Raw genomic sequence first — 16,734 nt, forward strand, 5'->3', positions numbered from 1 at the left:
TCCGCAGCCCGCCGCTTTGCGCCGAAGGCGCGAGACGCAGGGACAGCCGAAGAGCCCAGCAGAGCCGCAGACCCCGGTGCCCCAGACCCCGGTGCACCGGACCCCGCAGCGCCGAACCGGCGGCTCCTACGCCGCGAGCGGCCGCGTGCCGGGGCCCTGGTGGAGGCCGACGTCGCGGAGGAGGTGCTGGGCGGCGCGGCGGCCGGAGAGGAGGGCGCCCTGGACGGTGCTGGTGTCGCGGTGGTCGCCGCAGACGTACAGGCCCTGCAGTATCCGCACCGGGCGGCGCAGGTCGTGCGGGGCGGTCATCGCGGGGAGCGCTTCCGCGTCGTGGTGGACGGCGAGCAGTTCCCACCCGGCCGTGGACGTGCCGTAGAGCTCCGCGAGGTGGGCCCGGACGGCGATGTCGTCCGGTGCGGGGGCGGCGGCGGGGCCGAGCAGGACGGAGGTGACGAGGGCGCGCCCCACGGGTGCACGGGAGGGGTCGACGAGGCTGGCCGGAAACGTGTGGGAGACGGGGCCGCGCCGGTCCGCGTCGAGCACGAGCGCGGGCTGCTTCAGCGGCGCCGCCGGCGCGGCGTGGTGCAGGACGGTGACGCCGTGGAAGGCCGGGACCCGCAGTCCGGGCAGCAGTCCGGCCGCCGCGCCGGCCCCGGTGGCGACGACCACGGCCCGGCACGGGATCTCGTCCCCGCCCGCGGTGCGGACGCCGTTCGTGGCCGCGGCGACCGCCCGGACCCCGGTGCGGACCGTCCCGGGCGGCAGCGCGGCCGCCAGCACCTGCGGCACCGTCGCCGCGCCGCCCGCCGGCAGGCACGTACGGCCGAGGGCGAAGCCGCGCAGGACCAGGTCGGCGACCCGGCTGGACGTCGTGAGGTCCGGGTCGCAGAGCAGCGCGGACAGCAGCGGCCGCAGGTAGCCGTCGACCGTGCGGGGCGCGAAGCCGCGCGAGGCGAGGGCGGCGGCGGCCGTGGTCTCGGTGCGCTCCAGGAGGCGCTCGACGGGCGCGTCGGCGAGCCGGTTGAGGGCGGTCCGCAGCCGGGCCTTGTCCAGTGGCGAGCCGATGGGCGCGCGGGCCGCGGCGAGCGCGGCGCGCGGGTCGCCGACGCGGTAGCCGCGGCCGGCGGACCGTACCAGGACGCCGGGCGAGAGCGGCCGCAGCTGCAGCCCCTGCAGTTCCGGGGTGCGGCGCAGCTCCGGGTAGGAGGTGTTGAGCAGTTGTGGACCCCGGTCGAGGAGGAAGCCGTCGACCTTCTCGGTGGCCATGCGGCCACCGACCCGGTCCTCGGCCTCCAGCACGGTCACGGTGAGCCCCGCACTGGTGAGATGACGCGCCGCGGAGAGACCGGCGAGGCCGGCCCCGATCACGCACACGTCCGTCTGTGAACCGGTAGAGCGTGCTGTAGAGAGCACGTTGCCCCTCCCCGAGGTCGGCACGTTTCCCCGCTCGCGTCAGCTGGCGCTGGAACCGTCATGCCCACTCACGCGCCAACTGATGCCGGAAATCGGCTGTGGGTGGCATTCAGTGCCTTTCTTCGGCCAGTGCGGCGCGGATCGCCTCGTCGATCCCGGGGTGGGCGTAGGTGAAGCCGGAGTCCAGCAGCACCCGCGGCACCGCGCGGGTGCTGCCGAGGATCTCGGTGGCGAACTCCCCCACGACGGAGCGCAGTACGGGCCCCGGGACCGCGAACACCGTGGGCCGGCGCAGCACCCGTCCCATCGCCCGGGTCACCTCGGCGTTGGTCAGTGGCTCGGGCGCGCACATGTTGACCGGCCCGGAGACGGACTCGGTGCCGACGATGTGGCGCAGCGCCGCGATCTGGTCGTGCAGGGAGATGAAGCTCCAGTACTGGCGCCCGTCGCCGAGGCGGCCGCCCAGGCCCGCCTTGAAGAGCGGGAAGAGCCGGCCCCACGCCCCGCCCCTGCCGGAGACGACCAGGCCGGTGCGGGCGAACGCGGTGCGGACGCCCGCGTCGCGGGCCGGCCCGGCGGCGGCCTCCCAGTCGCGGCAGACGGAGGGGAGGAACCCCGTGCCCAGCGGGGCGCCCTCGTCGACCCGGCGGTCGCCGGTGTCGCCGTACGCGGTGATGCCGGAGCCGCTGACGAGCACCCGCGGCGGGGTGTCCAGCGAGGCGAGGGCCCGCGCGAGGGTGGCGGTGCCCTGCACGCGGCTGTCGCGGATGGTCCGCTTGTAGGCGTCCGTCCAGCGGTGGTCGCCGACACCGGCGCCGGCGAGATGGACGACGGCCTCCACGCCCTCGAGCCCCGCGGTGTCGACGGTGCCGCCCTGCGGATCCCAGCGCACTTCGTCCGGCCCGGACGGCTCGCGCCTGACGAGGCGTACGACCTCGTGGTGGTCGGAGCGCAGGGAGCGGACCAGAGCGGAGCCGATGAGGCCGGACGAGCCGGTGATGGCGATGCGCATGGGGACATCGTCGCGCGGAACGGCCCTTCCGGTGTGGGAGGGTGACACGCATGTCCGACATCCGTGTGCGCCCGGCCCTCCTCTCCGACGATCCCGCACTCGTCCGTCTGGAGCGGGCGACCTGGTCGACCCTGCACGCGGTGCGGCCGCCGCGGGAGGAGAACGAGGACTTCTTCGGCGAGGGCTCGGGACCGGACGCGTTCCTGGTGGCGGAGACCGACGGCCGGGTCGCCGGATTCGTCGGACTGGTGCCGCCGACGCCACTGGCCTCCAACGCCCATGTGCGCCAGATCCAGGGCCTGGCGGTCGACACCTGGGCGCGGGGCCGCGGGGTGGGGCTGGAACTCGTCCTGGCGGCCGTTGCGGAGGCCCGCCGGCGGGGCGCGGTGCGCGTCACGCTGCGGGTGCTGGGCCACAACACCCCGGCCCGGCGGCTGTACGAGGCGGCCGGGTTCAGCATGGAGGGCGTGCTGCCCGGGGAGTTCCTGCTGGACGGCGTCTACGTGGACGACGTGTGCATGGGGCGCCGGGTCTGACGGGCCGCCCGGTGCGGACCGGCGGTGCGGACCGGCGGTGCGGGCCGGCTCAGCCGAAGCGTTCCCAGAGGCGGGGGAATCGTTCGGCCACCGCGGCCGCGTTCTCGAAGTCGATGTAGACGCCCTCCGGCTCGGCGGGCTGCGTCGGCAGGTCCAGGTCCGGCAGCCGGACCCCGGTGAGCTGCTCGTACGCCTCGTCCGCCGCGTAGCCGAGGTCCTCCGCGTCGCCGTCGACCTCCGGGTCGAAGGAGGCGGTCATCTCCGCGAGGCTGTCGGGGTCGTGGACGGCGGCCTCGAAGACGTGCCGGCCCTGACCGATGAGCCAGCACCGGAAGAAGTCGAACGCGTCGTCACCGGCGCCCCCCAGCATCAGGTCGGCGGCGCCCCACACGTCCCAGCGGTAGGCCCGGTTGAAACGGCTCTCGAAGTGCCGTGCGAAGTCGACGACGGACTCCGGGTCGAGCTGGGTCAGCCGTTCCACCAGCAGGTCGGCGTGCTCCTCCGGGTCGCCCCCCGCTGCCTCTCGCGTGCTGTCGACGATCTCCCAGAACTCCGTCTCGTCCATCACCGCTCCAGCATCCTGGCTGCGGCCCTCCGACGCACGTGGAACACGGCAGACGCGGCCCTCAGGCGTAGAGGGCGGCCATGGCGCGGACGGCGGCGGCCAACCGCTCGCGCAGCGCGTCCGGGCCGAGCACCTCGGCGTAGGGACCGAGGGACAGCAGCTGTTCGCAGGCGACGTCCAGGCCCTCGACGGGAAGCGTTACGGTCACCCGCCCCCGTGCGTCCGGTGGGGCGGCCGCCGCGAGGGCCTCGCGGGCGGCGGTGCGGTCGGTGACGTACGGCAGGCGGCGGGCGCCCTCGGGCGTGAGGCGCAGGACGACCTCGTCACGGAGCACCGAGCGGGCGAACTCGGCGGCGCGGGCCTCCCAGAACGCGGCCAGGTCGAAGTCCGGGTCCCTGGCGAAGCGATCCTCCGTGGGCTCCGCCGCGGTGAACCGGTCCACCCGGTAGACCCGGACGTCCTCGCCGCAGCGCGCCACCGCGTACCAGACGCCCCCCTTGAGCACGAGGCCGTAGGGATCCAGCTCGCGCTCCGCCGCCTCCTCCCCGCGCCGGTACCGGGCCCGCAGCCGGCGGTCCCCCCACACCGCCGCGGCGAGTGCCGGCAGCAGCGGCGGCGTCTCCGGTTCCTGCCACCAGCCCGGCGCGTCCAGGTGGAAGCGCTGGGCCGCCGAGCGCGGTGCGTCGCGCAGCTCGGGCAGCAGGGCGGCCGAGACCTTCAGCCGGGCGGAGGAGCCCGCGTCGTGCAGGCCCATGGCCCGCAGCGCGGCGGGCACCCCGGACAGGAAGAGCGCCTCGGCCTCCGCGCGGGCCAGCCCGGTGAGCCGGGTGCGGTAACCGTCGACCAGCCGGTAGCCGCCGGCGCGCCCCCGCTCGGCGTAGACCGGCACCCCCGCCTCGGACAGGGCCAGCACGTCCCGCCCGACGGTGCGCTCGGACACCTCCAGGGCCTTGGCGAGTTCGGTCGCCGTCATCGACTCGCGGGACTGGAGCAGGAGGACGAGGTGGATCAGTCGTGCCGCACGCATGCCCCGAGGCTATGCGGTCGCCCCGGGCATCGGGACGGGGCCGGTCCGGGAGGTCCGGACCGGCCCCGCCGGAGCCCGCTGCGTGCGCGTCGGCGCGGGGGGAAGGACATCGCAGCGCGCAACCCGCCAGGGCGGCCGGGCCGGTGGGGACGGTGGCGCCCCGGCGGGAGCCGGTGGCGGTGACGCGCCCGTCACCGCCCGGTGAACCGCCGTTGCCGCAGGGCGGGTTCGCCGGAGTGCGGTTCCCCGGCCCTGCTCCCTGAAGTACGTCCGCCGGGCCCGGACCGTTCAATCCGGCGGGCAGTCCCCTGCCGAGGGCGGGACGGCACGACGGCCGAGGCCCCAGCCCGGGAAGGGGCTGGGGCCTCGGCCGTCGTACGGTCCCGCGAGGACTCCGGTCGGTTACAGACCGAGGTCGCCCTCGAACTCGCCGGCCTCGAGACGGGCCTTGACGTCGTTCAGGTAGCGGGCGGCGTCCGCGCCGTCGACCAGCTGGTGGTCGTACGACAGGGTCAGGTACGCCACGTCGCGGATCGCGATGGTCTCACCCAGGTCAGGGTGGTTGACGACCATCGGGCGGCGCACGGTGGCGCCGATGCCGAGCTCGGCGACCTGCGGGTAGTTCACGATGATCGTGTCGAACAGCGCACCGCGCGAGCCGGTGTTGCTGATCGTGAACGTGCCGCCGGACAGGTCGTCCGGGCTGATCTTCTTGTTGCGGACCTTGCCCGCCAGCTCGGCGGTCTTCTTGGCGATGCCGGCCAGGCTCAGGTCGCCGGCACCCTTGATGACCGGGACCATGAGGCCCTGCTCCGAGTCCACCGCGATGCCCACGTTCTCGACGTCGTGGTAGGTGATGGTGCCGTCGTCGTTGATCTTGGCGTTGATGACCGGGTGGGCCTTCAGCGCCTCGGCGGCGGCCTTCACGAAGAACGGCATCGGCGAGAGCTTGACGCCCTCGCGGGCCAGGAAGGACTCCTTGGCCCGGGCCCGCAGCCTCATGATCCTGGTGACGTCCACCTCGACCACGGTCGACAGCTGCGCCTGGTTGTGCAGGGCCTTCATCATGTTCTCGGCGATGACCTTGCGGATGCGGGTCATCTTGACGGTCTGCCCGCGCAGCGCGGCGGCGGCGGCCGGCACCGTGACGCCCGCGGACGGGGCCGGGGCGGTCGGCGCGGCAGCGGCGGCCTTGGCGGCCTCGGCGGCGGCCAGGACGTCCTGCTTGCGGATGCGGCCACCGACACCGGTGCCCTTGACCGACGCCAGGTCCACGCCGTTCTCGGCGGCGAGCTTGCGGACCAGCGGGGTCACGTACGCGCCCTCGTCGGTCGGCGCCGTCGCCGAGGGGGCGGCCGGAGCGGCCGGTGCCGGGGTGACCGGAGCCGGGGCGGCGACCGGGGCGGGCGCGGGAGCCGGCGCGACCGGAGCCGGGGTGACCGGTGCGGGGGCGGGCGCGGGGGCCGCGACCGGGGCGGGCGCCGGAGCCGCGGCGGCCGGGGCCGGAGCGGGGGCTGCGGGAGCCGGGGCGGCGGCACCGGCGGCACCGATGACGGCGAGCTTCGCGCCGACCTCGGCGGTCTCGTCCTCACCGACGAGGATCTCCAGCAGGGTGCCGGCGACCGGCGACGGGATCTCGGTGTCGACCTTGTCGGTGGAGACCTCGAGCAGCGGCTCGTCGGCCTCGACGCTCTCGCCGACCGACTTCAGCCAGCGGGTGACGGTGCCCTCGGTCACCGACTCGCCCAGCGCCGGCAGCAGCACCGGGGTGCCCTCGGCACCGCCGGCCGGAGCCGCGGCCGGGGCGGGGGCCTCGGCGACGGGCGCCGGGGCGGGGGCGGGAGCCTCCTGCACCGGAGCCGGCGCGGGCGCCTCGGCGGCGGCCGGGGCGGGAGCGGCAGCGGGGGCACCCGTGCCGTCGTCGATGACGGCCAGCTCGGCGCCGACCTCCACCGTCTCGTCCTCGGCCACCTTGATGGAGGAGAGGATGCCGGAGGCGGGCGCCGGGATCTCGGTGTCAACCTTGTCGGTCGACACCTCGAGCAGCGGCTCGTCGGCCTCGACGCGCTCACCCTCGGCCTTGAGCCAGCGGGTGACGGTGCCCTCGGACACGCTCTCGCCGAGCGCCGGCAGGGTTACGGAAACCGCCATGGTTTCGGTTGCTCCTAACGATCTGTGCGGATGGTTCTGCGTGTCCGTGTGTCAGTCGTGCGAGTGCAGCGGCTTGCCGGCCAGCGCAAGGTGGGCCTCGCCGAGGGCTTCGCTCTGCGTCGGGTGCGCGTGGATGAGCTGCGCGACCTCCGCGGGCAGGGCCTCCCAGTTGTAGACCAGCTGGGCCTCGCCGACCTGCTCGCCCATGCGGTCACCGACCATGTGGACGCCGACCACCGCACCGTCGCGGACCTGGACGAGCTTGATCTCGCCCGCGGTCTTGAGGATCTTGCTCTTGCCGTTGCCGGCCAGGTTGTACTTCAGGGTGACGACCTTGTCGGCGCCGTACAGCTCCTTGGCCTTGGCCTCGGAGATGCCCACGGAGGCGACCTCCGGGTGGCAGTACGTGACGCGCGGCACACCGTCGTAGTCGATCGGCACGGTCTTCAGACCGGCCAGCCGCTCCGCGACGAGGATGCCCTCGGCGAAGCCGACGTGGGCGAGCTGCAGGGTCGGGACGAGGTCGCCGACCGCGGAGATGGTGGGCACGTTGGTGCGCATGTACTCGTCGACGAGGACGTAGCCGCGGTCCATGGCGACCCCGGCCTCCTCGTAGCCCAGGCCCTGGGAGACCGGGCCGCGGCCGACGGCCACGAGCAGGACCTCGGCCTCGAACTCCTTGCCGTCGGCCAGGGTGACCTTGACGCCGTCGGCGGTGTACTCGGCCTTGGAGAAGAAGGTGCCGAGGTTGAACTTGATGCCCCGCTTGCGGAAGGCACGCTCCAGCAGCTTGGAGCTGTTCTCGTCCTCGGCCGGCACGAGGTGCGGCAGGCCCTCGACGATGGTGATGTCGGCGCCGAAGGACTTCCACGCCGAGGCGAACTCGACGCCGATGACGCCGCCGCCCAGGATGATCGCCGACTTCGGCACGCGGTCCAGGACCAGCGCGTGGTCGGAGGAGATGATGCGGTCGCCGTCGATGGCCAGGCCCGGCAGCGACTTCGGCACGGAGCCCGTCGCCAGCAGGACGTGCCGGCCGGTGTAGCGCTGGCCGTTGACGTCCACGGTGGTGGGGGAGGAGAGCCGGCCCTCGCCGGTCACGTAGGTGACCTTGCGGGAGGCCACCAGGCCCTGCAGGCCCTTGTAGAGGCCCGAGATCACGTCGTCCTTGTACTTGTGGACCCCGGCGATGTCGATGCCCTCGAAAGTGGCCTTGACACCGAACTGCTCGGCCTCGCGGGCCTGGTCCGCGATCTCACCGGCATGCAGCAGAGCCTTCGTGGGGATGCAGCCGCGGTGCAGGCAGGTGCCGCCGAGCTTGTCCTTCTCGATCAGGGCGACGTCCAGACCGAGCTGCGCCGCGCGCAGGGCCGCGGCGTAGCCGCCGCTACCGCCACCGAGGATCACTAGGTCGAAAACGGTGCTGGCGTCGTTCGCCACGTCACGTCCTCCATGCATGGATACGCCGGAGCCGGTCCGTCGTGACCGGGCGGCGGCTTTTGTTCGGCCGCTTCTGTTGAACGGGGCCCTGTCGTGCCGAGACAACATCTTCGCACTTGTTCGGGGCGGACGAGGCACCGGGCCGGTGTCTGAGACGTACGGAACGTCCCCGGCCGGGGCTACTCGCCGGTATCCCCTGCGGAATACGGAGCGGTTGCACTCTTTGCTCGCTCTTGGCGAACGCGTACGGCCCCGGATGCCATACCCGGGGCCGTACGGAATGTGCCGAGGCTTACACCGTGGTCAGAGCAGCTCGCCCTGGCCGGCCTTCTCGGCCACGCGCACCAGGGTGCGGATGGCGGAACCGGTGCCGCCCTTGGGGGTGTAGCCGAAGGGGCCGGACTCGTTGAAGGCGGGGCCCGCGATGTCCAGGTGGGCCCAGGTGATGCCCTCGCCGACGAACTCCTTCAGGAACAGGCCGGCCGCCAGGCCGCCGCCCATGCGCTCGCCCATGTTCGCGATGTCCGCGGTGGGGGAGTCCATGGCCTTGCGCAGGTCGGCCGGGAGCGGCATCGGCCAGGACTGCTCGCCGACCTCCGTCGCGACCTCGTGCAGCGCGGTGCGGAAGGCGTCGTCGTTGGCCATGACGCCGAAGATGCGGTTGCCCAGGGCCAGCACCATGGCGCCGGTCAGGGTCGCCACGTCGATGATCGCGTCGGGCTTCTCCTCCGAGGCGCGGGTGAGGGCGTCGGCCATCACCAGGCGGCCCTCGGCGTCGGTGTTGAGCACCTCGACGGTCTTGCCGCTGTACATCTTCAGCACGTCGCCGGGGCGGGCGGCGCTGCCCGAGGGCATGTTCTCGGCCAGCGCCAGCCAGCCGGTGACGTTGACGGGCAGACCCAGGCGCGCGGCGGCGACCACGGTGGACAGGACGGCGGCGGCGCCGCTCATGTCGCACTTCATGGTCTCGTTGTGACCGGCCGGCTTCAGGGAGATGCCGCCCGAGTCGTAGGTGATGCCCTTGCCGACCAGCGCCAGGTGCTTGGCGCCGCGGCCCTTGGCGCCCGTGTAGGCGATCTTCACCAGGCGGGGCGGGTTCGCCGAGCCCTGGCCGACGCCCATGATGCCGCCGTAGCCGCCCTTGACCAGCGCCTTCTCGTCCAGGACCTCGATCTTGAGGCCGTGCTCCTTGGCGGCCTCCTGTGCGAGGGCGGCGAAGGACTTCGGGTGGAGGTCGTTCGGCGGCATGTTGATCAGGTCGCGCGCGCGGTTGACCTCGGCCGCGATGACGGCGGCCCGCTCGGCGGCGGCCTTGTACGCCTTGTCCCGCGGCTTCGCGCCGACCAGCGCGATCTCGGCGAGCGGCGCCTTGCCGTTGGACGACTGGTACGCGGTGTACACGTAGGCGCCGAGCAGCGCGCCCTCGGCGACCGCCTGCGCGGCGTCCGCGTCCTGCACCGGGAGCGCGTAGGCGGCCTTCTTCGAACCGGAGAGCGCGCGGGCGGCGGCGCCGGCGGCCTTGCGCAGCGCCTCGGTGTCGTAGGCGGCGCCGTCGGCGGGGGCCTCACCGAGCCCGACCGCCAGCACGACCGGGGACTTCAGACCGTCCGGAGCGGGGAGCTTGGTCACCTCACCCTCAGCGCCCGAGGCGCCCAGTGTCTCGAGCGTCGCGGCGAGCCGGCCAGCGAAGGCCTGGTCGACCGCCTCCGCCCCGGCGGCCACCTCGGGGCCCTTGGCGCCCTTGGTCACGCCGACGACGACGGCGTCAGCGCGCAGCGCTGCCGCGGAGGAGGTGCTGAGAGTCAGTGCAGTCACGGTGATGCGGATCCTGTTCCTTCGGGGGTCCAATGGTTGACGCCGGACTCCGTCCGGCTCCCCTCGTGTCCCGACGCCGGGCGTCCTTCGCGGCACGGGACGGGGGTGCAGGACCGACCTTACGCTCACTCCTGTCACTTGCGACCACGACCTGCGCCCATGACGTCGAAGGCGCGGGTTTTCCCTATGGGAGCGCGCCCGCGCGGCACCCCCGGAGGGGGCCCGACCCCCGCTCCCCAGGCGGGAGTTGGGGAATCCGCCGACGCCGCGCGCGGTCGCCGCCCGGTGCTCAGCCCAGGGTCAGCACCAGCAGCGCGGTCGTCGCCGCGGTCTCGCACAACGCGCCGAAGACGTCACCGGTGACACCGCCCAGGCGTCGGCGGCACCGCCGCAGCAGCAGTTCCGCGGCCGCCAGCGCCAGCACCGCCGCCGCCGCGCCGCGCAGCGCGTCCGGCACGCCGAGGGCGGCCCCGCAGGCGGCGCAGACCGCCACCGTCGCCGCGGCGAGCACCCAGGCGGTCCGCGCGGGGACGGCGCCCGCCACGGCCGCGCCGAGCCCGCCGGGACGGGCCGCGGGCACGCCGTCGCGGCAGGCCAGCGTCATCGCGACGCGCGCGGTGAGCCCGGCCAGGGCGGCGGCGACCGCGCCCCGGGTCCAGGACTGGCCGTACAGCTCGGCGAGCGCGGCGACCTGCGCCAGCAGGACGAGGACGAGGGTGAGCACCCCGAAGGGCCCGATGTCGGACTGCTTCATGATGCGCAGCGCGTCCTCGGCGGGTCTGCCGCTGCCCAGCCCGTCGGCGGTGTCGGCCAGCCCGTCCAGGTGCAGCCCGCGCGTCAGGGCGGCCGGAACGGCGGCGCCCGCGACCGCCGCCGGCAGCGGCCCCGAGCCGAGGAGCAGCAGCAGTCCGCCGGCCGCCGCCGCGCAGAGCCCCACGACCAGCCCGACCAGCGGCGCCCAGAGCATCCCGGCGCGGGCCGCCGGGCGGTCCCAGCGGCCGACCCGGACCCGCAGCACCGTCAGCGTGCCGAAGGCGAAGCGCAGCCCGTCGGCCGCCGTCACGGCGGAGGGCGCGGGAAGGGGTGCGGGGCCGGGGGCCGGATCGGGGGCTGGGTCGGCGGTCATGGCGTGCAGGGTAACGGCCGGGCCGGAACCGTATAGTGCCGCGTACGGGGCGAATCTGGAGCAATCGGCATGAGCGACTGGTGGTACCGCAACATCATCGAGCCGGGAAAGCTGCCGCTGCTCCTCGCGCTGGGCGCGTTCGTGCTGACCTTCCTCGTCACGCGGATGATCACCCGTCTCATCCGGGCCGGCAGGGGCCCCTTCCGCAACATCTCCTCCGGCGGCACCCACATCCATCACGTGGTGCCCGGGATCATCCTCATGACCATCGGCGGCTTCGGGGGTGTCGCCAGTTCCTCACGGGGCTTCGGCGCCTACCTCTCCGCGGTCCTGTTCGGCGCCGGAGCGGGCCTGGTGCTCGACGAGTTCGCGCTCGTGCTCTACCTCGACGACGTGTACTGGAGCGATCGCGGCCGCAAGAGCGTCGAGGCCGTCGTCGTCACCTTCTCCGTCGTCCTGATGATGCTCCTCGGCCTGGTCCCCTTCGGGGTCAACTCGGTCACCCCGGACGAGCAGCAGAGCCGTGTCTCGGTGATCGTCACCATCGCCGTCAACTTCCTCTTCGTCCTCGTCGCCCTCGTCAAGGGCAAGCTGCGCTCCGCCGTCGTCGGTGTCTTCGTGCCCTTCGTCGCGCTGTACGCCGCCCTGCGGCTGGCGCGCCCCGACTCGCTGTGGGCCGAGCGGCTCTACCCCCGCAGGCCCCGGGCGGCCCGGCGGGCCGAGGCCCGCGCCGCCCGGCACGACGCACGCTGGTCGGGCCCCCTGCGTCGCCTCCAGGACTGGATCGGCGGCTTCACGGAGCACTGAGCCCCGGCGCCCCGGCTCGGTGCCCGCTCGGGGAGGCCGTCGGCGACCGACTCCGGGACGGCGTCGGTGGGCGTCTCCGCCTCGACGACCGAGGCCGGGGCCCGGACCCCGCCGTTGGCGCGTGGCCGCGTGCCGTTCGGGGCCGGGCCGGAGGAGTGGGCGGGCACCTTGTCCCGGTGGCGTGCCCGGTGGTGGTCACCCGCCGGATCGCGGCGGTTCCGCCGTCCCCGGGAAGGCGCTCCCGGGCGGACGGTGAGCAGCCCGCGGATGACCGCCAACTGCCCTGCGGCCGGCCCGGCGAGAACGGCGACCGGCGCGGCGTCGCGGTACCCGGCGGCCCCCCGCCGCCCGCTCACCGCCGGGACGAGGGCATCCGGGGGGCGGCGAGAAGCCCTCCGCGCGGGCGCTCGCCAGGCCGATGCGTGGGAGTTCGCCGGCCTTCTCGAAGAGCACGAAACGCGGTTCCCAGACGGGCCGGTACTTGGCGTTGGCCCGGTACAGCGACTCGATCTGCCACCACCGGGAGAAGAACGTCAGCAACGCCCGCCACATCCGCAGCACCGGTCCGGCGCCCAGCCTCGCCCCGCGCTCGAAGACCGAACGGAAGACGGCGAAGTTGAGCGACACCCGCTCGACCCCGATCTCCTCCGCGCGCCGGATCAGCTCGATCACCATGAACTCCACCAGCCCGTTGTCGGAGTCCCGGTCGCGGCGCATCAGGTCGAGCGACAGCCCGTGCCGCCCCCACGGCACGAAACTCAGCAGAGCCCGCGGCTCGCCCGTCGCGTCCGCGCACTCCACCATGACGCAGCGGCCGTCCGCCGGGTCGCCGAGCCGGCCCAGCGCCATGGAGAAGCCCCGTTCGGTCCGCCCGTACCGCCAGCGGTCCGCGCGCTCCACCAGGGCCGCCATCTCCCGCTCCGGGACGTCCTCGTGACGCCGTACGCGGACGGTGTACCCGGCGCGCCCGATCCGGTGGTGCGCCTGCCGCACGGTGCGCATCGCACGGCCCTCCAGGGTGAAGTCGGCGACCTCGACGATGGCCTCGTCGCCGAGTTCCAGGGCGTCCAGCCCGTGCCGTGCGTAGACCGTGCCGCCCTCCTCGCCGGCCCCCACCACCGCGGGGACCCAGGCGTGTTCACGGGCCTCGGCGAGCCAGGCGCCGATCGCCCCGGGCCAGGCCTCGGGGTCGCCGATCGGGTCGCCGGAGGCGAGGGACACCCCGCCGACGACGCGGTACGCGATCGCCGACTTGCCCGAGGGCGACCAGACCACGCTCTTGTCGCGGCGCAGCGCGAAGTAGCCGAGCGAGTCCCGTTCGCCGTGCCGGTCCAGCAGGGCGCGCAGCCGCATCTCGTCCTGCGGGCCCAGCAGTTCGCGGCCGCGGGGCGAGCGGAACGCCACGTACAGCACCAGCAGGAACAGCACGGCGCTCAGGGCGTTGATGACGACGTCGACCCAGCCCGGGGCCGAGATCCCCGGGAAGGCCTCCCCGGCGTCCGCCAGCGAGACCACGCGGAGCATGGCGTACGCGTACCGCTCGCCGAAGGTGGAGCCGCGCCCGGAACCGGTGACGGTGACCAGCCCGGCGGCGAGCAGCCCGACGGCCGCGACACCGCCGACGGCGACCGCGGCGGCCAGCCGGGGGTTGGCGGGGTCGCCCTTGGCCCGGAAAGCCCGGCGCCCGGCGAGCAGCGCGGCGCAGAAGACGGCGGTGATCCCCAGCGACACCCAGTTCTGCGGGTGGCCGCGGACCGCGGGGACGGTCGTCGCCGCGGCGAGGAACAGCAGGGAGAGCCCGGCGAGGACGAGGTTGAGCAGCCAGGCCGCGCGTTTCCCGCGGCGCATCGTCACGGCCAGGAAGAGCGCGAGGAAGGCCGGGGTGTAACCGGCGGTCAGCAGGTACGGCGTGACGTACTCGTCGACCTGGTGGCGCCGGATGTCGTTGCCGAAGGACACCCACACCGCGCCCAGCAGGTCGACCAGGCCGACCACGCGCAGATACCCCACGGTGAACACCGCACAGCGCACCGCACAGCGTTCACGCCGGACCGAGACGGCCGTTCCCATAAGTCCGGATCTTATGGGAACGGCCCGGTTCGCGAGGTGTCAGAAACGTTCCGGCAGCTCCGCCGACAGGGCGGCCGCCGCCTTCAGCAGGGGCAGCGCCAGCAGCGCCCCGGTGCCCTCACCCGCCGTCACCTTCTGGTCCAGCAGCGGCTCGATGGAGAGCCGGTCCAGCGCCTTGGCCTGGCCGGGCTCGCCGCTGGCCTGCCCGGCCAGCCACCAGTCCGGCGCCCGGAAGGCGATCCGCTGCGCGACCAGCGCGCACGCCGCCGACACCACGCCGTCCAGCACCACCGGCAGCTTCCGCACCGAGGCCTGCAGCAGGAAACCGGTGATCGCCGCCACGTCCGCGCCGCCGACCGCGGCCAGCAGCTCCAACTGGTCGCCCAGCACGGGACGGGCCCGGCGCAGCGCGTCGCGGATCGCGGCGCACTTGCGCATCCACGCGATGTCGTCGATGCCCGAACCGCGGCCGGTCACCACCGAGGCGTCCGTACCGCACAGCGCCGCGACGAGCACTCCGGCCACCGTGGTGCCGCCCACGCTCAGGTCGCCGAGGAGCACCAGGTCGGTGCCGGAGTCCGCCTCCTCGTCCGCGACGGCCATGCCGGCCCGGAACGCCGCCTCGGCCTCCTCGGCCGTCAGCGCGTCCTCCACATCGATCCGGCCGGAGCCGCGCCGCACCCGGTGCGCCGTCACGTCGGCGGGGAGGTCCTCGGCCGGGGCGTCCACGCCGACGTCCACCACGCGGACCCCCGCGCCGTACTGACGGGCCAGCACGTTGACCGGCGAGGCACCGTCCAGGACCCGCCGCACCAGCTCCACCGCGGTGCCCTCGGTGCGGGTCGACACCTTCAGCGCCGCCACGCCGTGGTCCGCCGCGAAGAGCACCGCCTTGGGGTGCTCGATCGGGCGCACGGTCGCCGTGCCCTGGGCCGCCGACAGCCAGTCGGCGAGCTCTGCCAGCCCGCCCAGCGCGCTCGCCGGGCGCACCAGCCGCTGCCAGCGGTCGCGTGCGTCACGGCGCACACCGGCGTCCGGACGCTCCACCAGGGTCGCGAAGTCATCAAGGTTCAGGCCGCTCACGGGGTCGAACACTACCGGTCCGCGGGGCCGCGCGCCGAGGTCAGCCCCGCAGTGCCAGTGCCTGTCCCGCGATCACCAGCACCACGTGCTCGGACTCGTCGGCCAGCGCGACGTTCAGCCGGCCCAGCTCGTCCCGGAACCTGCGCCCGCTGGCGGTGGCCGGGACGATCCCGGAGCCGACCTCGTTGCTGACCGCCACGACCGTGCGGCGGGTCGCGCGCCAGGCCGCGGTGAGTTCCCCGACGCGGCGGCGCAGTGCGCGCTCGGCGCCCTCCGCCCACTTCCCGTCGTCCCACGCGCCGAGCTCGTCCATGGTGTGCGTCAGCCACAGCGACAGGCAGTCGATCAGCAGTGCCGGCCCGTCGCCCTCGGCCAGCAGCGGCAGCAGGTCGCAGGTCTCCACCGTCCGCCAGGACTGCGGACGCCGCTCCCGGTGCAGGGCCACCCGATCCGACCACTCCGGGTCGCCGTCCCGGGTCCCTCCGGTCGCCACGTACACCACGTCGGGAAAGGCCGACAGGCGCCGCTCCGCCTCCACGGACTTGCCCGACCGCGCCCCGCCCAGCACCAGCGTGCGCCGCGGCACGTCGGGCACGTCGTGCAGGTCGCCGACGGTCAGCGTCGTGCCGTCCGGCACCGCGCGCACGCCGAGCGCCGCCAGCCGGCGCCGCAGCTCCGGCCCCGGGTGGACGCGGTGGTCCAGGTGGACCGCGACGACGTCGGTGGCGCTCCCGACGGCGCCGGCCGCGCGAAGCCGCGCCAGCGCGTCCGGCCGTCCCACGGCGTCCAGCAGCACCATCCGGTACGGCTCCACGGCCTCCGGCAGCCCCGCGGGCGCGCACTCCGGGGGCAGGTACAGCAGGCGCTCGCCCTCGGGGCCCGTCACCTCGTACCCGGAGCCGGGCGCGTCGACCGGCACCCCCCGCACCCGGTGCCCGGTCGGCAGCGTGAGCTCCTGCCCGGGCGCCACCCGGCCCGGCGCGGGCAGCCCGGCCGGGATCTCCACGGCCGGCCCGTCGTGCGGGTGCGAGAGCAGCACCTGACGGACCCCGGTCAGCGAGTGACCGGAGCGCGCCGCCGTGAGCGCGAGACCCGGCGTCAGGTCGAGCAGCAGCACCCCGTCGACGAGCAGCGAGGTCGCCGCCCGCGCCTGCTCGCCCACCGCCGTCGCGCAGGCAGCGCACGGGCAGCCGGGGAGGGGCAGGCCGTCGGGGCCCCCGGTGCCGAGGAGAGTCAGTTCCACGTGCAGATCCTCTCGCGTCCGCGCACGCTACGCTGCCGGGCAGGCACCCCCAGGGACGAGGAGACGGACATGGCGTGGACGTGGCGTTTCGAGAAGACCGACGGTACGGAGGTCACCCCCGCGGTCGAGCCCGAGGAGTTCACCACGCAAGGCGACGCCGAGTCATGGATCGGCGAGGTCTGGAAGGACCTCCTCCAGGGTGGCGCCGACCAGGTCCACCTCTTCGAGGACAGCACGAAGATCTACGGCCCGATGAGCCTGCACGCCGACGAGTAGACCCGTGCCGCGGCGGCCGGGGGGGCGGCCCCCGCCCCCCCCCCGCGGGGGGGGCGCCTCGCCCTCCCCCGCCCCGCCCGGCGCGGGGCCCTGGGTTGGTAGAGGGTGCCGTCGCGGAGCATGGCGAACAGCACGCTGGTGCGGTGGCGGGCGAGTCGGAGCAGGGCCTG

At 74.6% G+C, this 16,734-nt stretch carries 14 protein-coding genes; 3 read left to right on the forward strand and 11 right to left on the reverse strand.

Annotated elements, in window-relative coordinates:
- Positions 1–126 precede the first annotated feature (126 nt).
- The gene (locus ACFW3D_RS19195) at positions 127–1,413 is read right to left on the reverse strand and encodes an NAD(P)/FAD-dependent oxidoreductase (RefSeq protein WP_500505366.1); all 1,287 of its coding nucleotides are present in this window, start codon (positions 1,411–1,413) and stop codon (positions 127–129) included.
- A 109-nt stretch (positions 1,414–1,522) separates the two neighbouring features.
- Positions 1,523–2,425 (reverse strand): TIGR01777 family oxidoreductase, encoded by a 903-nt coding sequence (locus ACFW3D_RS19200; RefSeq protein ID WP_500505367.1) that lies wholly within the window; start codon positions 2,423–2,425, stop codon positions 1,523–1,525.
- Positions 2,426–2,475: 50 nt separating this feature from the next.
- Here ACFW3D_RS19200 and ACFW3D_RS19205 point away from each other — a divergent pair, with 50 nt between their 5' ends.
- On the forward strand, positions 2,476–2,961 hold the full coding sequence (locus tag ACFW3D_RS19205; RefSeq protein WP_500505368.1) for a GNAT family N-acetyltransferase: 486 nt from the start codon (positions 2,476–2,478) through the stop codon (positions 2,959–2,961).
- Between the two features lie 49 nt (positions 2,962–3,010).
- Here the strand turns inward: ACFW3D_RS19205 and ACFW3D_RS19210 are convergent, their stop codons facing one another.
- The 6 genes from ACFW3D_RS19210 to ACFW3D_RS19235 form a co-directional block, all read right to left on the reverse strand.
- Entirely contained in the window at positions 3,011–3,526 is a 516-nt protein-coding gene (locus tag ACFW3D_RS19210; RefSeq protein ID WP_500505369.1) for a DUF4240 domain-containing protein, read from the reverse strand.
- A 61-nt stretch (positions 3,527–3,587) separates the two neighbouring features.
- Positions 3,588–4,553 carry a helix-turn-helix transcriptional regulator gene (locus tag ACFW3D_RS19215; protein WP_500505370.1) on the reverse strand — a complete coding sequence of 322 codons (966 nt, stop codon included), beginning with the start codon at positions 4,551–4,553 and terminating at the stop codon, positions 3,588–3,590.
- Positions 4,554–4,955: 402 nt separating this feature from the next.
- Complete coding sequence (gene sucB, locus ACFW3D_RS19220; protein ID WP_500505371.1) at positions 4,956–6,704, reverse strand: 2-oxoglutarate dehydrogenase, E2 component, dihydrolipoamide succinyltransferase; 1,749 nt, start codon at positions 6,702–6,704, stop codon at positions 4,956–4,958.
- 51 nt (positions 6,705–6,755) lie between these two features.
- Positions 6,756–8,144: a dihydrolipoyl dehydrogenase gene (gene lpdA, locus ACFW3D_RS19225; protein WP_450388025.1), complete on the reverse strand. Its 1,389-nt coding sequence runs from the start codon at positions 8,142–8,144 to the stop codon at positions 6,756–6,758.
- A 303-nt stretch (positions 8,145–8,447) separates the two neighbouring features.
- Complete coding sequence (locus tag ACFW3D_RS19230; protein ID WP_500505372.1) at positions 8,448–9,959, reverse strand: leucyl aminopeptidase; 1,512 nt, start codon at positions 9,957–9,959, stop codon at positions 8,448–8,450.
- Positions 9,960–10,248: 289 nt separating this feature from the next.
- Positions 10,249–11,085: an adenosylcobinamide-GDP ribazoletransferase gene (locus ACFW3D_RS19235; RefSeq protein WP_500505373.1), complete on the reverse strand. Its 837-nt coding sequence runs from the start codon at positions 11,083–11,085 to the stop codon at positions 10,249–10,251.
- A 69-nt stretch (positions 11,086–11,154) separates the two neighbouring features.
- On the opposite strand from ACFW3D_RS19235, the gene ACFW3D_RS19240 reads away from it, so the two are divergent.
- Complete coding sequence (locus ACFW3D_RS19240; RefSeq protein ID WP_500505374.1) at positions 11,155–11,892, forward strand: hypothetical protein; 738 nt, start codon at positions 11,155–11,157, stop codon at positions 11,890–11,892.
- Between the two features lie 195 nt (positions 11,893–12,087).
- Here ACFW3D_RS19240 and ACFW3D_RS19245 read toward each other — a convergent pair whose 3' ends face one another.
- The 3 genes from ACFW3D_RS19245 to ACFW3D_RS19255 are packed head-to-tail and all read right to left on the reverse strand — an operon-like array spanning position 12,088 to position 16,288.
- Positions 12,088–13,962: a phosphatidylglycerol lysyltransferase domain-containing protein gene (locus tag ACFW3D_RS19245; RefSeq protein ID WP_500505375.1), complete on the reverse strand. Its 1,875-nt coding sequence runs from the start codon at positions 13,960–13,962 to the stop codon at positions 12,088–12,090.
- A 39-nt stretch (positions 13,963–14,001) separates the two neighbouring features.
- Positions 14,002–15,045, reverse strand: a complete 1,044-nt coding sequence (gene cobT, locus ACFW3D_RS19250; protein WP_500505376.1) for a nicotinate-nucleotide--dimethylbenzimidazole phosphoribosyltransferase — start codon at positions 15,043–15,045, stop codon at positions 14,002–14,004.
- 40 nt (positions 15,046–15,085) lie between these two features.
- Positions 15,086–16,288 carry a bifunctional adenosylcobinamide kinase/adenosylcobinamide-phosphate guanylyltransferase gene (locus tag ACFW3D_RS19255; RefSeq protein ID WP_500505377.1) on the reverse strand — a complete coding sequence of 401 codons (1,203 nt, stop codon included), beginning with the start codon at positions 16,286–16,288 and terminating at the stop codon, positions 15,086–15,088.
- Between the two features lie 69 nt (positions 16,289–16,357).
- Between ACFW3D_RS19255 and ACFW3D_RS19260 the strand changes: the two genes are divergently transcribed.
- Positions 16,358–16,564, forward strand: a complete 207-nt coding sequence (locus ACFW3D_RS19260; RefSeq protein ID WP_018557015.1) for a hypothetical protein — start codon at positions 16,358–16,360, stop codon at positions 16,562–16,564.
- Positions 16,565–16,734 lie beyond the last annotated feature (170 nt).

Origin of the sequence: Streptomyces sp. NPDC058864 (genome assembly GCF_042742985.1) — a bacterium.
Taxonomy (GTDB): Bacteria; Actinomycetota; Actinomycetes; order Streptomycetales; family Streptomycetaceae; genus Actinacidiphila.

Excerpts from the sequence above, each read along its gene's own strand:
- ACFW3D_RS19200 (WP_500505367.1), bottom strand. The coding sequence starts at position 2,425 with ATGCGCATCGCCATCACCGGCTCGTCCGGCCTCATCGGCTCCGCTCTG.
- ACFW3D_RS19205 (WP_500505368.1), top strand. The coding sequence starts at position 2,476 with ATGTCCGACATCCGTGTGCGCCCGGCCCTCCTCTCCGACGATCCCGCA.
- ACFW3D_RS19210 (WP_500505369.1), bottom strand. The coding sequence starts at position 3,526 with ATGGACGAGACGGAGTTCTGGGAGATCGTCGACAGCACGCGAGAGGCA.
- ACFW3D_RS19215 (WP_500505370.1), bottom strand. The coding sequence starts at position 4,553 with ATGCGTGCGGCACGACTGATCCACCTCGTCCTCCTGCTCCAGTCCCGC.
- sucB (WP_500505371.1), bottom strand. The coding sequence starts at position 6,704 with ATGGCGGTTTCCGTAACCCTGCCGGCGCTCGGCGAGAGCGTGTCCGAG.
- ACFW3D_RS19235 (WP_500505373.1), bottom strand. The coding sequence starts at position 11,085 with ATGACCGCCGACCCAGCCCCCGATCCGGCCCCCGGCCCCGCACCCCTT.
- ACFW3D_RS19240 (WP_500505374.1), top strand. The coding sequence starts at position 11,155 with ATGAGCGACTGGTGGTACCGCAACATCATCGAGCCGGGAAAGCTGCCG.
- ACFW3D_RS19245 (WP_500505375.1), bottom strand. The coding sequence starts at position 13,962 with ATGGGAACGGCCGTCTCGGTCCGGCGTGAACGCTGTGCGGTGCGCTGT.
- ACFW3D_RS19260 (WP_018557015.1), top strand. The coding sequence starts at position 16,358 with ATGGCGTGGACGTGGCGTTTCGAGAAGACCGACGGTACGGAGGTCACC.